Here is a 14704-nt window from a genome sequence, read left to right on the forward strand (position 1 = left end):
ATCAATTGGGTTGAAGCCCCGAAACAGGCGTTGTTTGACAAAGGCGACGGTCTTTACGAATGGTTTGCCGATGCCAAGGTGAACACCTGCTACAATGCCGTAGACCGTCACGTCGAACAGGGCCGCGGCGAGCAGACCGCGATCATCTATGACAGCCCTGTCACCCAGACCAAGCGTGAAATCTCCTATGTCGAACTGCGCAACCGTGTCGCCACTCTGGCCGGGGCGCTGCGTGCCAAGGGCATCGAAAAGGGCGACCGGGTCATCATCTACATGCCGATGATCCCTGAGGCGCTTGAGGCGATGCTGGCCTGCGCCCGCATCGGCGCGGTGCATTCGGTGGTGTTCGGCGGCTTTGCTTCCAACGAATTGGCAGTGCGGATCGACGACGCCAAGCCCAAGGCGATCATCGCCGCCTCCTGCGGGATCGAGCCAGGCCGGACCGTGCATTACAAGCCGCTGCTGGACGGCGCTATCGACCTCGCGGAACATAAGCCGGAGTTCTGCGTGATCTTCCAGCGCGAACAGGAAGTGGCGGATCTGATCCCGGGCCGGGATGTGAACTGGCATGGGTTCCAATACGGAGTGGAACCCGCTGAATGTGTTCCGGTAGAGGGCAACCACCCCTCCTATATCCTCTACACCTCCGGCACCACCGGCCAGCCCAAGGGGGTGATCCGCCACACTGCGGGCCAGCTGGTGGCGCTGAACTGGACGATGAAGAACATCTACAACGTTGATCCCGGCGATGTGTTCTGGGCGGCGTCGGATGTGGGCTGGGTCGTCGGTCACTCCTATATCTGCTACGGTCCGCTGATCCACGGCAACACGACAGTGGTGTTCGAGGGCAAGCCGGTGGGAACGCCGGATGCTGGCACCTTCTGGCGGGTTATTTCCGAGCATGGGGTCAAAAGCTTCTTTACTGCCCCCACCGCTTTCCGCGCGGTCAAGCGGGAGGACCCCAAGGGCGAATTCGTCCGCAAATACGATCTGAGCTGCCTGCAGCAGGTCTATCTGGCCGGCGAGCGCGCCGATCCCGACACCATCACCTGGGCGCAGGAACAGCTGAAGGTTCCGGTGGTGGACCACTGGTGGCAGACTGAAACCGGCTGGTCGATTGCCGCCAACCCCCTGGGGATAGAAGAACTGCCGACCAAGCTCGGCTCGCCTGCGCTGCCGATGCCCGGCTATGAGGTGGACATTCTGGACGAGGGCGGCAACCCGGTGGCACCAGGCGAACTGGGCGCCATTGCAGTGAAGCTGCCGTTGCCGCCGGGCACCCTGCCGACTCTGTGGAATGCCGGGGACCGGTTCAGGAAAAGCTACCTCACCACCTTCCCCGGCTACTACGAGACCGGCGATGCCGGCATGAAGGACGAGGACGGCTATCTCTACATCATGGCGCGCACAGATGATGTGATCAATGTGGCGGGCCACCGCCTGTCGACCGGCGGCATGGAGGAAGTGCTGTCGGGCCACCCGGATGTTGCCGAATGCGCGGTGATTGGTGTGGCGGACAGCCTCAAGGGCCAGATACCTGTTGGCTTCCTCTGCCTGAATTCCGGCGCTGGCCGCGACCCTGGCGAGGTGGTCGCCGAGGTCGTTAAACTGGTGCGCGAGAAGATCGGCCCGGTTGCTGCCTTCAAACTTGCGGCGGTGGTCGACCGGCTGCCCAAGACCCGTTCCGGAAAGATCCTGCGCGGCACCATGGTGAACATCGCTGATGGCACGCCGTGGAAGATGCCTGCAACGATCGACGATCCCGCTGTGCTGGACGAAATCAAGGATGCTCTGCGGGCTATCGGCTACGCCAGATAAGCGTCCGCCAGCCCGGTCAGCGGCTACGCATCATGATCTCTGCCCCGGCCGTAGCGGGGCAGCCTGTCTTTCAGCTCCAGCCAGCTCACATGGTCGGAGTGGAAGACATGGAACCTGGGGGGCAGTTCCCCGGGGCATTCCAAGGTCGCTGTGTACATGTGGATATTCACCGTATCGCGTGCAGTGCGATAGGCCATCTGGGTGCCGCAGGCGCTGCAGAACAGCCGCTCGACACCGGTAGAGGAATTGTAGATCTGCGGCTCTGAACCGGACCATGCGACCGACTCATGCGGCAGTCCGAAAAATGCGGTGACAGGTGCCGCGCAATTGCGGCGGCAATCGGCGCAATGACAGTAGCAGCTCCAGGCCGCTTCGGCCTGGCTCTCCCAATGCACGGCGCCGCAGTGGCAATGCCCTCTCATGGCTGGTCCCCCTACTGGCCTCCCCGGATGGGCGGCCAGCGTTAATTCCCAGCCGCAGGTTTAACCGTAGTGCGCCACCGGGGTGCCGGCAATGGCGGCCATGTTCAAAAGCCCGCGCGCGGTGATCGAGGGGGAAACGATATGGGCGCGGTTGCCCATGCCCATCAGGATCGGCCCGACCTCCAGCCCGCCGGCCCGCATTTTCAGGATGTTGCGCACCCCCGAGGCAGCATCGGCATGGGCAAAGATCAGCACATTGGCCGCGCCCTCCAGCCGCGAATTGGGGAAGATCCGTTCGCGCAGCTCAGGGTCCAGCGCGCTGTCGATGTTCATTTCTCCCTCATAGGCAAAATCCCGGCGCCTGTCGTCGAGGATTTCCAGCGCCGCGCGCAGCCGGCTGCCGGTGTCGCAGGCGATATTGCCGAATTGCGATTGCGAACACAGCGCAATCTTCGGTTCCAGGCCAAAGCGGCGCACATGGCGGGCTGCGCCGATAACGGTTTCTGCGATCTGTTCTGGCGTTGGCTCAATCCGCACATGGGTGTCGGCAATGAACAGCGGCCCGTCCTCCAGGATCATCAGCGAAAGCGCCCCGTGCGGCGCGTAGCTGTTGCCGCCCAGAACCTGCTCCACATAGTTCATATGCCAGCGGTATTCGCCGAACGTGCCGCAGATCAGGCTGTCCGCCTCGCCGCGATGGACCATGATGGCGCCGATTGCGGTGGTATTGGTGCGCATGATCGCCTTGGCCAGGTCCGGGCTTACGCCGCGCCGCTGCATCAGCTTGTGATAGCTGTTCCAATAGTCGTAATACCGCGGGTCGTTTTCCGGATTGACCAGCTGAAAGTCACGGCCGGGACGCACATCCAGCCCCAGCCGCTCACAGCGGCGCTCAATTACTTCCGGGCGGCCGATCAGGACCGGGGTTTCGGTTGTCTCCTCCAGAATCGCCTGGGCGGCGCGCAGCACCCGCTCGTCCTCGCCCTCGGCAAAGACAATGCGGCGGGCGGCGGCGCGGGCAGCCTCGAACACCGGACGCATCAGCAGGGCGGATTTGAAGACGGTTTGGTTCAGCTTTTGCTTATAGGCTTCGATATCCTTGATCGGCCGGTTCGCAACACCGCTTTCCATCGCCGCCTTGGCCACGGCAGAGGACACCACCGCCACCAGTCGCGGGTCAAACGGCTTGGGGATCAGGTAATCGGCGCCGAATGTCAGCTGCTCGCCCTTATAGGCCGCCGCCGCTTCGGCGCTGGTCGTTGCCCGCGCCAGTTCGGCGATGCCGTCGACACAGGCAATCTGCATCGCGTCGTTGATCTCGGTCGCCCCCACGTCCAGCGCCCCGCGGAAAATGAAGGGGAAGCACAGCACGTTGTTGACCTGGTTTGGAAAATCGCTGCGCCCGGTAGCGATGATCGCATCCGGCGCCACCTTGCGTGCCTGGTCGGGCATGATTTCGGGTGTCGGGTTGGCCAGGGCAAAGATGATTGGCCGTTTGGCCATTCTGCCGACCATTTCCGGCTTCAGCACGTTCGGTCCGGACAACCCCAGGAACAGATCAGCGCCGTCAACCACCTCATCCAGCGTCCGCTTGTCCGAGGACTGGGCAAAGGCCGCTTTCTGCGGGTTCATGTCCTCTTCGCGGCCCTCATAGACCAGCCCGTGAATATCGCAGAGCCAGATGTTCTCGCGCTTCACCCCCAGCTTCACCAGCATGTTGAGGCAGGCGATCCCAGCCGCACCGCCGCCGGTTGAGACGATCTTGATCTCGTCAAACGACTTGCCCGCCACATGCAGGGCGTTCTTGGCAGCGGCCCCTACGACGATGGCTGTCCCATGCTGATCGTCATGGAAAACCGGGATGTTCATCCGCTCGCGGCACAGCTTTTCCACCACAAAGCAATCCGGCGCCTTGATGTCTTCCAGATTGATCGCGCCGAACGTCGGCTCCAGCGAGCAGACGATATCGGCCAGCTTCTCGGGGTCGCTTTCGTTGACTTCGATGTCAAAGCAGTCGATGCCCGCGAAGTTCTTGAACAGGACCGCCTTGCCCTCCATCACCGGCTTCGAGGCCAGCGCACCGATGTTGCCCAGCCCCAGTACCGCCGAGCCGTTCGTCACAACCGCAACCAGATTGCCGCGCGAGGTATAGCGGGCGGCATTGGCCTCATCCGCCTTGATTTCGATGCAGGCCTCCGCCACGCCCGGGGAATAGGCGCGCGCCAGATCGCGGCCGTTGGCCATCGGTTTGGTCGCGCGGATCTCCAGCTTACCGGGCTGCGGAAACTCGTGATAGTTGAGTGCGGCTTGGCGCAGGTTCTGTTGATCGGACATCTGGCGCTCCTGGATATCGATTTTGTTTAGCGTTAAACCATTTTTCCTGCCGGAAACCTAGTCCAAACTGACGCAAATGAACGCGGCGGCAGTTGCGGCGGCGGCTTGTTGTCCGGATCCTGCCGCAAGGCCACCGGGCTGCCAAGTGAATTGGGAGTAAAAAGTGAGCGATGCAATCGCGGATCCCGCCCGTCGGCTGATGTGCGGCGCAATGATATTCCGTTTTCTACCAATGCCTTGGCTGTAAAGATGAAAATGTTTCACCCCGCGGATGTTCCGCAAACTTCGGTGCCGTGCAAACACGGCCTGAGCCTGTGGGTTGAAAAGGGGGCCGGCGAAAACCCCCGGCACAACCCGCATTGTGACTGAAGATCCTGATGGAATTGCCGAAGGCCATCGCTGCCTGACCGTGCCCAATCACCAGGACCGGGAGCGAAGAGCATTGGCCACCGGTGGTGAAGTCCCGAACCGTGCACAGCTTTCCCGTCCGCCGCCTGAACGGCCAGGCGCCCTGGATTTTCTGCCGCTCAGGCAGGCTTGTCCGTGGCCTGTTGCCGGATGGTCAGGGCGGTTGATCATCGCCGGCCGCATCCGCTCCCCTGGCGGCGGCCCGGTGCCGGGCATGAAGGCACGCCTCAGCGCGCCCCGCGGCGCTGTGCAACTGCCGGAGGCAACCTTGCCCGGCGTATGCAGCATGGCAGCAGGGGAACACAGGAACTGCATTAGGGGGCTTCCGCTCACCGGGGCAATTCAGCTAGGCTGCGGCATTCTGACCAGATGATCAAAAACCGGGGAAGCACCGATGAGCCTCAAAGCCGCTGCCACTGCCGTCCGCGAAAACGCCTACGCACCGTATTCAAATTTCAAGGTCGGTGCGGCTGTCCGTTCGGCTTCCGGCCAGATTTACGTGGGCTGCAATGTCGAAAACGTGGCCTACCCGGAGGGCACCTGCGCCGAGGCCGGCGCCATTGCCGCGATGGTGGCGGCGGGCGAGACGGAGCTGGCAGAGGTCTATGTGGTCGCCGACTGCCCCGCACCGATTCCGCCTTGCGGGGGCTGCCGCCAGAAGCTCAAGGAGTTCGGCACCGGTGACGTCAAAGTGACCCTGGCCACCACCGACGGCGCCGAGAAAGACACCACAATCGGCGATCTGCTGCCGGGCGCTTTTGACACGGACCATATGGAGCGCTGCTGATGGATGCCCGCGCCATCAATGCAATGCTGCGGCGCGGTGAAACACCTGGCGAAGAAGATCTGCGCTGGTTTGCCCAAGGGCTGGCCAGCGGTGCGGTGTCCGATGCGCAGGCCGGCGCCTTTGCCATGGCCGTTTGCCTGCAGGGGCTGAGTGTCGAGGGCCGCCGCGCCCTGACGCTGGCGATGCGCGACACCGGCGATGTGCTGGACTGGGATCTGGACGGGCCGGTGCTGGACAAGCATTCCACCGGCGGCGTGGGGGATTGCGTCTCGCTGCTGCTGGCGCCCGCACTGGCCGCCTGCGGCGCCTATGTGCCGATGATCTCGGGCCGCGGCCTGGGCCATACCGGCGGCACCCTGGATAAGCTGGAAGCCATTCCCGGCGTCTCCGTCAGCGTCAGCGAAGACCATCTGCGCCGGATGATGCAGGATGCCGGCTGCGCCATTGTCGGCGCCACGGCGCAGATCGCACCTGCGGACAAGCGGCTTTATGCCATCCGCGATGTAACCGCGACGGTCGAAAGCCTAGACATGATCACCGCTTCGATCCTCTCCAAGAAGCTGGCCGCCAGCCCGGATGCGCTGGTGCTGGACGTCAAGATCGGCTCCGGTGCTTTCATGAAAACGGCGGATGAGGCGCGCGCTTTGGCGCAATCCCTCTGCGATACTGCCAATGCGGCGGGCTGCCGGACCTCGGCGCTGATCACCGACATGAACCAACCGCTGGCGCCCGCCCTGGGCAATGCGCTGGAGGTGGCAGAGGTGATGCGGATGCTGACCGCCAAAGCCAACGGGCCGCTGGCTGAAATCTCGTCGGTACTGGGCGGTGAACTGCTTGTTCACGCGGGGTTGGCCGCGGACGCGGCTGAGGGCGCGGACAAGATCACTGCAGCCCTAACGGATGGCAGCGCGGCAGACCGCTTGGCCCGGATGATCGCGGCTCTGGGCGGCCCCGCTGACTTTGCAGACAGATGGCAGGATCATCTGCCCGGCGCAGAAGTCATCAGGGAGGTCAAGACACTATCGGCAGGGTTCGTCACGGCCATGAACGGCGAGGCGCTCGGCCTGGCCGTTGTCCGCCTTGGCGGCGGCCGGATGGTGGAAAGCGACCGTATTCACCCGGGCGTCGGTATTTCGGGTCTCGTCCGCCTGGGCCAGCAGGTCGGGGCAGGGGACACCCTTGCCTGCATTCACGCGGCCAGCGACGATGCGGCAGATATGGCGGAGGCCGCTCTTGTTGCCGCGGTCTCCATCGGGGCGGCGCCGGACGCCCTGCCGCCGCTGGTTCACGAAAGGATCTCCTGATGCCCCGTGCCTTCCTAGTGGTAATGGATTCCGTTGGCATCGGCGGTGCGCCAGATGCCGGGAAATTCTTCAACGGCGACCTGCCGGACCTTGGTGCCAACACGCTGGCCCATATCGCCCAGGCCTGCGCCGCCGGCCGGGCAGACGAGGGGCGCAGCGGCCCGCTGCATCTGCCGAACTTGGAGCGCCTCGGCCTTGGCGCCGCGATGCGGCTGGCGTCCTCGGTGCCGTTCCCGGGTCTGGACGCGGATCCGCAGGGCCTGTGGGGCTGCGCCCGCGAGCTCAGCCGCGGCAAGGATACGCCATCCGGCCATTGGGAGCTGGCGGGCCTGCCGGTGCCCTGGGACTGGCATTACTTCCCCGATCAGGCGCCCTCTTTCCCGGAGGCGTTGACGGCTTTTGTTGCGGAGCAGGCCGGCACCGGCGGCATCCTGGGCAACTGCCACGCCTCCGGCACGGTGATCCTCGACACCCTTGGCGCCGAACATATGCGGACGGGCAAGCCGATCTGCTACACCTCCGCCGACAGCGTTTTCCAGATCGCCGCACATGAGGAAACCTTCGGCCTCGATCGCCTGCTGGAGCTTTGCAAAGCCATTGCCCCGCGCCTGCACGCAATGAAAGTGGGCCGGGTCATCGCGCGCCCCTTCATCGGCTCGGCAGAGCAAGGCTTCACCCGCACCACCAACCGCCGCGACTTTGCCATCACAACGCCGGCGCCGGTGCTGACCAACTGGGTGCAGGACGCAGGCGGCCGGGTCCATGCCATCGGCAAGATCGGCGACATCTTCTCCATGTCCGGCATCGACACTCTGAAAAAGGGCTCTGATGCCAGGCTGATGGAGCATCTCTTTCATGCGGTGGAGACGGCGGAGCAGGGCAGCCTGACCTTCGCCAACTTTGTCGAGTTCGACAGTATGCACGGCCACACCCGCGACATCCCCGGCTATGCCCGCGCGCTGGAGTGGTTCGATGCGGAAATCGGCCGCCTGCAGGGCAAACTGCACAAGGGCGATATGCTGCTGCTGACCGCCGATCATGGCAACGACCCCAGCTGGCCCGGCTCCGACCATACCCGCGAACAAGTGCCGGTGCTGATCGCGGGGCTTGACGCAGGCACCATCGGGCAGGTCAAATTCGCCGATGTGGCGGCCTCAATCGCTGCCCATCTGAATGTCCCGGCCCAAGGCCCCGGCAAAAGCTTTCTTTGACCCGATGGTCAAAACCCGCTTGCCAGCCGCGGCCAAGCCCGTAAAAGCGCTGCAAACAGACCCGCCGGATGCAGATACCAAGGAGTGCCCCATGACCGACCACCTGACTGTTGTTGATCACCCGCTTGTGCAGCACAAGCTGACCCTGATGCGGGACAAGGGCACATCCACGGCCGGCTTCCGCCGCCTGCTGCGTGAGATCACCCAACTTCTGGCTTATGAAATCACCCGCGAAATGGCGCTGACCACCACCAACATCGAAACCCCGATGGAGGAGATGGACGCGCCGATCCTGGCCGGCAAGAAACTGGCGCTTGTGTCGATCCTGCGTGCGGGCAACGGCATGCTGGACGGGGTGTTGGAGCTGATCCCCTCGGCTCGTGTCGGCTTTGTTGGCCTGTACCGCGACGAGGAAACCCTGGAACCGGTGCAATATTACTTCAAGGCGCCCGAAGCGCTGGAAGACCGGCTGGTGATCGCTGTCGACCCGATGCTGGCGACCGGCAACAGCTCAGCCGCTGCCATCGACCTGTTGAAAAAGGCCGGCGCGAACAACATCCGTTTCCTCTGCCTGCTGGCCTCGCCAGAAGGTGTTGCGCGCATGAAGGAAACGCACCCGGATGTGCCGATCGTGACCGCCTCGCTCGACCGGCAGTTGAACGAGAAGGGTTACATATTGCCCGGCCTGGGCGATGCCGGCGACCGGATGTTCGGCACCAAATGATCCAAAACACCGGCCAGGGCAGCCGCAAGCGCCTTGGCCAGAATGTTCGGCCACCGCTTGGGGCCGGAAATCAGGGTCCAATTCGCGTGAATATTGCCGGCTTGCGGCCTTATTGCTGCCGCAGAATCTTTACTCACAGGCCTGTTTCAGGCATCCTGCAGCCATATTTTGTGGGGCTCAGGAATGAAAATAACTAGAATTATTGCACTGGCCATCATTGCGGGGATAACTGGCGCAGCAGGTATACAGGCGCAAACCCTGCGTGAAACCAGCCCGCCCGCCGAGTTTCCGCCTGTCTCCTACACCGGCAAGCAATATGTGGACAGCCGCGGCTGTATCTACATCCGCGCAGGCATTGACGGCAATGTCGCCTGGGTTCCGCGCGTCTCCCGCTCGCGCAAGCAGATCTGCGGCTATGCGCCGACCAAGCTGGCAGGCACTACGCGGCAGCAGCAGGCGGCCCCGGGGCCGGAACTGATCACGCTGGAGCCGGGCCGGCAGCCCGCACAATCGGGGGCAGCAGCGCCGGCAGCGGCAAAACGGACGCCGTCCGCAGCCAAACCTGCTGCTGCGCCCAGGGTCGCCACCACAGCCAAGCCGCGCCGCACACCGCAATCCACCAGCGCCCGGCCCGCAGCCGCGGCGGCTGCTCCAGCATCGGAACCGGCAGCCAAGAAGGTCGTGCGGGTGACGCCCAAGCCAGCCCCGGCGCCGGCAGTGCCGGCTCCGGCAGCAGCGCAGCCCGCAGGTGGGGGCGCTTGTGCCGGCCTTTCGGACATCAGCCGCCAGTACTCCAACGCCGCCGGCGGGCGCTGCGGCCCGCAAGCTGTTCCACCGGTGACCTACGGCGGGCAGGGCAGCGGCGCACAGTCTTCTTTGCGCCTGACCCCGAATACGCGCGTGGTGCAGACGCATATCTATCAGGACCGCCGGCTCAGCAACAGTTTCACGGTGCCCCAGGGGTACCGTCCGGTCTGGTCCGACGGGCGGCTGAACCCGCAGCGTGGGGTGCGTACCGTGCGCCCGGCAGTGGTGACCGGTTTTGCCCAAGTCCCGGCTGGCTATCTGGCAGTGGAACGTGAGGACGGCCGCCTGAACAGGATGCGCGGCGTGCGCACGCCCGAGGGCGATGCGCAGATGGCGCGGATCTGGACCGATGGCGTGCCGCGCAAACTGGTGCAGCTTCCGCTGGACCGCCCCGCACTGACACTGCCGCGCAAAGCGCGCCGCAGCCCGGCAGAAGCGCAGCCCTCAGGTCTGCGCCTGTCCACCCGCTCTGCCCCGCAGGCGGCTGCCCCGCAGCAGACGGAATGGCGCCGCTATGTTCGCGCCGCAACCTTTTCCGATGCCGGGCAGGCAAAAGCCGCCGCCCGCCGCCTTGCCGCCTCCGGGCTGCCGGTGCGTCTTGGCACGGTCAGCCGCAAGGGGCAGCCCTACAAGGTGGTTCTGGCAGGCCCGTTCCGCCACCAGGCAAAGGCCGCTGCCGCACTGGCCAAAGTGCAGAAGGCCGGCTTCTCCGGTGCCAAGCTAAGCAAGTAGCGGCACCTCTGTACAAACGGAAAAAGCCGGGGTTTGCCCCGGCTTTTTTGTGTGCTGTACAAGCTGCTCAGCCGGCATTTGCAACTTCAGCCGCCCTGGCCGCTGGAACCGGGAAGACGATGTCATAGCCCCAGTTAAAGGCGAAGGCATAGACGAGGTAGAAACCGGCAAAACCAATATCCATCACAAAGGCCTCCAGCAGGGTCACCCCCAGGAACCAGGCCAGGAATGGCATCAGTGCCAGCAACAGGCCCAGTTCGAACATAACGGCATGTAGAATACGCTGTGCTATCGTCTTCTGAGTGCTGCCCGTCTGACGCTGCATTGCGCGGTCGAAAGCAACATTATAGACATAGTTCCAAAGGGTTGCGATTATAGAACAGATAAGGGCTGCCGCTCCGAAATGCTGGAAAGGTATGTGAAACAGCCAGGCGCCGACTGGCGTGACAAGCAGCAGGCCCAACAGTTCAAATGAAATGGCATGGCGGAAACGGTCTTTGGCGGTGCGCATGGCCTATCCCCTAAGATTGTGCCGGGCCGTCCCGGAGCGTTGTCCCGGAGTGGGGGAGGCCGTCCTCGCTTAGGTGCAGAAAATATAGAGCGATCCGGCAATTTCAAGGGGGGAATCAGCCGCAGATATTCTGCAGTTGCACCCAGTCGCGGTCATTCAGCAGCGGCTCCTGGTCGCGGCCCGCCATCGGATCCGCCTCGATCAGCCCCAGCACCGTTTCGCCGGTGATGTCCAGCGCGTAGGCATAGGGCGAGGAGGGCAGGGCCGCGCGGGCAAATTCCGACAGCAGCAGCTGATCCGGCAATTCCGGCCGCGGGCTGGCCAGGGTGGCCTCGGAATAGGCATCCAGCGCAGCCCGGTCCAGTTCGCCGGTGGTCAACAGCTTGAAAGTGGACAGAAACCCGCCGGCGTGCAGCAGTTCGAACATCGGGTCGCTGGCTGCGGCCCGGGCGCGTTCCGCCAGGATGGCGCCGGCTGCCACCGCCGGGTCCTCGAAATCCTCAACGAACGAACGGTTCAGAAGCACGATGCCGCCAGGCAGATGGAGGCTGCCGGGAATGCCAGAGCGAAGCACCGCCAGCTGCCGCACCCCGGTGCGCTGTGCCAGATCCTTCAGGATCGGTGCGGCTTCGGGGGTCGCGCAGGCGGGGCCCGAGACCCGCTCGATCCGGCCCAGCAATGCCTGGCCAATGGCCTTGCGCTTAATGTCGGGAACCACGCTGACCGCATGCCGGGTGACTGCCCCCGGCAGCCACAGGACCAGCAGCGCCAGTACCAGCGCCAATGTGCCCAGGATACTGACGGCCCGCAGCCGCCCGGGCCGTGCGCGGGAGCGGCCGATGGCGTTTTGCACCCGGGCGATCGCTTCCAGCATGGCGGTTTCGTCCTGCGCCAGTTCCAGAGTCTCTCCAGGGTCGCCATCGGGGTGGAACAGGGCCGGGAACTCTCCGGGATTGGCGCGCTCGACCGCGGCCAGCGACCAATGCGCCAGCGGCAGGTCGTTCATACTGGCAATGGTCAGCGTCGCATCCCCCAGCGAGATGATCACATCCCGCCGCTGCGCTTGCCGGTCTGCGCGCCACAAGCCCGCAGCCTCCAGCCGCTCGAATTCCTTCAATGCCGTCATGCAGCCAGCCCGGCCCCCATTCTTATCGTTGCTGCAAGGATAATCACATAAAACAGGGGCAGCAAATTGCTTTGCCGCCCCCGGATGCTGTTTCGCCATGAAAAGTTACAGGGTCTTGGCGATTTTCCGCAGTTCGAACTTCTGGATCTTGCCAGTGGAGGTTTTCGGCAGCTCCTGGAACACCACTTTCTTGGGCGCCTTGAAGCCCGCCAGCGTCTTGCGCGTAAAGGCGATCAATGCCGCGTCGTCTTCTGCGGCGCCGGGTTTCAGCTCGACAAAGGCACAAGGCACTTCGCCCCATTTCGCGTCCGGCATCGCCGCGACAGCGGCCAGCAGCACATCCGGATGCGCCATCAGCACACCCTCCACCTCAACCGAGGAAATGTTCTCCCCGCCCGAGATGATGATGTCCTTGGCCCGGTCCGCTATCTGGATATAGCCGTCCGGGTGCTGCACCGCGAGATCGCCGGAGTTGAAATAGCCGCCCTTGAAGGCCTCCGCAGTGGCTTCGGGGTTTTTCAGGTAGCCCTTCATCACCACATTGCCGCGCAACGCGATCTCGCCTTGGCTTTCGCCGTCCATCGGCAGGGTGTTGTGCGCGCTGTCGCGCACTACCACCGGCTCCAGCATTGGCATGGCAACACCTTGGCGCGCCTTTCTGGCGGCTATGCCGGCCTTGTCCAGCCCGTCCCACTCGGCTGCTTTCCAATAGCATTCGGTGACATGGCCGAAGGTTTCGGTCAGCCCGTAAACATGGGTGACGTTGAAGCCGAGGTTTTCGATCTTCGACAGTGTGGCCGGAGCAGGCGGCGCGCCTGCGGTGAAAACCTCCACCGTGTGGCCGAAGGTGCGGCGTTCCTCGTCCAGCGCGTTGACAATCATGTTCAGCACGATCGGTGCGCCGCCGAAATGGGTGACGCCCTCGTAGTGGATGGCGTTATAGATGTTCTGCGCGGTGATATCGCGGCAGCAAACCAGCGTGCCGCCGACCAGCGGCATCATCCAGCTGTGGTTCCAGCCGTTGCAGTGGAACAGCGGCACGATGGTCAGATAGACCGGATGCAGCACCATCCGCCAGGAGATCACCGTGCCCATGGTCATCAGATAGGCGCCTCGGTGGTGGTAAACCACGCCCTTGGGCCGCCCGGTGGTGCCGGAGGTATAGTTCAGCGCCAGGCTTTCCCATTCATCCTCGGGCATGATCCACTGGAATTCAGGGTCACCGCTGGCCAGCAGCGCTTCATATTCCAAGTGGCGGCCGGTTGCGTGCCAGCTTGCCTGATCGTCCGCCACCTCGATCAGAACCGGGGCCGGGCCGTCCATTTCCGCAACCGCGGCCTCGGCCAGGTCCAGGAATTGCGTATCGACCAGCACCGCCTTGGCCTCGCCATGGCCGAAGATATAGGACACCGTGCCCACATCCAGCCTGGTATTGATCGTGTTCAGCACCGCCCCGCAGGCAGGCACCCCGAAATGCGCCTCGGCCTGGGCCGGGATGTTCGGAAGCAGGGTCGCCACTACGTCCCCCGGTTTCACACCCAGCTTGACCAGCCCCGAGGCCAGCCGGCTGCAGCGTGCGTGGTATTCGGCATAGGTCTTGCGGTGCTTGCCATAGCTGACTGCAAGATGCTCCGGAAACACCTGCGCTGCACGCTGCAGATGCGACAGCGGCGTCAGCGGCACATAATTCGCGGCGGTCTTCTCCAGACCGGTTTCATCCGCCATCCACCCCATCAGTTTCCTCCCCTGAATCACTTTGGTGTCGTTTAGAGGACAGATATTGCGGAATGTTGCGGGCAATGGAAAGGGTATGAAACAAACAGCGACCCTTTCCGCAGAGACCGGCAGCCAGTCGGCGGCCGCCCATGCCATGCTGGCGGCAATGATGATAATCGGCATCACCGACAACGCGGTGCCGCTGATGGCCGAACAGATCGGGCTGGGCCAGTTCTATCTGCTGCGGAGCATTGTCGCGCTGCCGTTTCTGTGGCTGATGGCCCGGGCCGGGTTTGGCGGCCTGGCCCCGTACAGGACAGGCGCGGTGCTGCTGCGTGCCGTGCTGGTTGCGGTTGCGATGGTGTTTTATTTTGCGGCTGTCGCCTTGATGCCGATTGCACAGGCGTTGGCGGGATTGTTCACCTCGCCGATTCTGATTGTGCTGATATCGGTTCTGTTCCTGAAACTGCGGATCGGCTGGGTCCGGGTCGGCGCCGTACTTTTTGGCTTTGCCGGGGTTATGATGGTGCTGCAGCCGGATCCCGCTGCGTTCAACTGGCTGATTCTGGTGCCGGTTGCGGGCGGGCTGTTCTATGCGCTGGGGTCGCTGGCCACCGGTCTTTGCTGCCAGGGGGAAAGCACAGTGGCGATGCTGTTCATCTATCTTCTGGTGCAGGGCGCGATCGGCGGGTTGCTGCTGGCAGGCCTGGAGGTCTGGCCGCAGGCGGTGCCCGCAGGCGCGGGCGGCTTTGGAAACACTCCGCTCTTGCCGATAGCGACGGGCTGGTGCCAAAAGAAACTCAG

At 63.8% G+C, this 14704-nt stretch carries 12 protein-coding genes; 7 read left to right on the forward strand and 5 right to left on the reverse strand.

Annotation, left to right across the window (positions count from 1 at the left end):
- Positions 1–1818 (forward strand): propionate-CoA ligase PrpE (prpE, locus tag VOI29_RS14600; RefSeq protein WP_323780001.1); only part of this gene is annotated, 1818 nt, incomplete at its 5' end.
- 23 nt (positions 1819–1841) lie between these two features.
- Here the strand turns inward: prpE and VOI29_RS14605 are convergent.
- On the reverse strand, positions 1842–2240 hold the full coding sequence (locus VOI29_RS14605; protein ID WP_323780004.1) for a GFA family protein: 399 nt from the start codon (positions 2238–2240) through the stop codon (positions 1842–1844).
- 60 nt (positions 2241–2300) lie between these two features.
- Positions 2301–4574 (reverse strand): NADP-dependent malic enzyme, encoded by a 2274-nt coding sequence (locus VOI29_RS14610; RefSeq protein ID WP_323780007.1) that lies wholly within the window; start codon positions 4572–4574, stop codon positions 2301–2303.
- Positions 4575–5376: 802 nt separating this feature from the next.
- On the opposite strand from VOI29_RS14610, the gene VOI29_RS14615 reads away from it, so the two are divergent.
- The 5 genes from VOI29_RS14615 (at position 5377) to VOI29_RS14635 (ending at position 10547) form a co-directional block, all read left to right on the forward strand.
- Complete coding sequence (locus VOI29_RS14615; protein ID WP_323780009.1) at positions 5377–5769, forward strand: cytidine deaminase; 393 nt, start codon at positions 5377–5379, stop codon at positions 5767–5769.
- Positions 5769–7073 (forward strand): thymidine phosphorylase, encoded by a 1305-nt coding sequence (locus VOI29_RS14620; protein WP_323780011.1) that lies wholly within the window; start codon positions 5769–5771, stop codon positions 7071–7073. Before VOI29_RS14615 ends, VOI29_RS14620 begins: the two co-directional genes overlap by 1 nt.
- Positions 7073–8284 (forward strand): phosphopentomutase, encoded by a 1212-nt coding sequence (locus VOI29_RS14625; RefSeq protein ID WP_323780013.1) that lies wholly within the window; start codon positions 7073–7075, stop codon positions 8282–8284. The genes VOI29_RS14620 and VOI29_RS14625 overlap by 1 nt, the downstream gene beginning before the upstream one ends.
- A 91-nt stretch (positions 8285–8375) precedes the next feature.
- The gene (upp, locus tag VOI29_RS14630; RefSeq protein ID WP_323780016.1) at positions 8376–9008 is read left to right on the forward strand and encodes a uracil phosphoribosyltransferase; all 633 of its coding nucleotides are present in this window, start codon (positions 8376–8378) and stop codon (positions 9006–9008) included.
- A 183-nt stretch (positions 9009–9191) separates the two neighbouring features.
- Complete coding sequence (locus VOI29_RS14635) at positions 9192–10547, forward strand: SPOR domain-containing protein (RefSeq protein WP_323780019.1); 1356 nt, start codon at positions 9192–9194, stop codon at positions 10545–10547.
- Between the two features lie 67 nt (positions 10548–10614).
- On the opposite strand, the gene VOI29_RS14640 is transcribed toward VOI29_RS14635, so the two are convergent.
- The 3 genes from VOI29_RS14640 to VOI29_RS14650 form a co-directional block, all read right to left on the reverse strand.
- Positions 10615–11058 (reverse strand): PACE efflux transporter, encoded by a 444-nt coding sequence (locus VOI29_RS14640; RefSeq protein WP_323780022.1) that lies wholly within the window; start codon positions 11056–11058, stop codon positions 10615–10617.
- A 115-nt stretch (positions 11059–11173) separates the two neighbouring features.
- Positions 11174–12184, reverse strand: a complete 1011-nt coding sequence (locus VOI29_RS14645) for a hypothetical protein (RefSeq protein ID WP_323780024.1) — start codon at positions 12182–12184, stop codon at positions 11174–11176.
- A gap of 105 nt (positions 12185–12289) precedes the next feature.
- Entirely contained in the window at positions 12290–13918 is a 1629-nt protein-coding gene (locus VOI29_RS14650; RefSeq protein WP_323780027.1) for an AMP-binding protein, read from the reverse strand.
- A gap of 76 nt (positions 13919–13994) precedes the next feature.
- Between VOI29_RS14650 and VOI29_RS14655 the strand changes: the two genes are divergently transcribed.
- Positions 13995–14704: DMT family transporter (locus tag VOI29_RS14655; RefSeq protein ID WP_323780031.1), on the forward strand; the 710-nt coding region annotated here is incomplete at its 3' end.

This window comes from Leisingera sp. (genome assembly GCF_034669605.1).
Lineage (GTDB): Bacteria > Pseudomonadota > Alphaproteobacteria > Rhodobacterales > Rhodobacteraceae > Leisingera.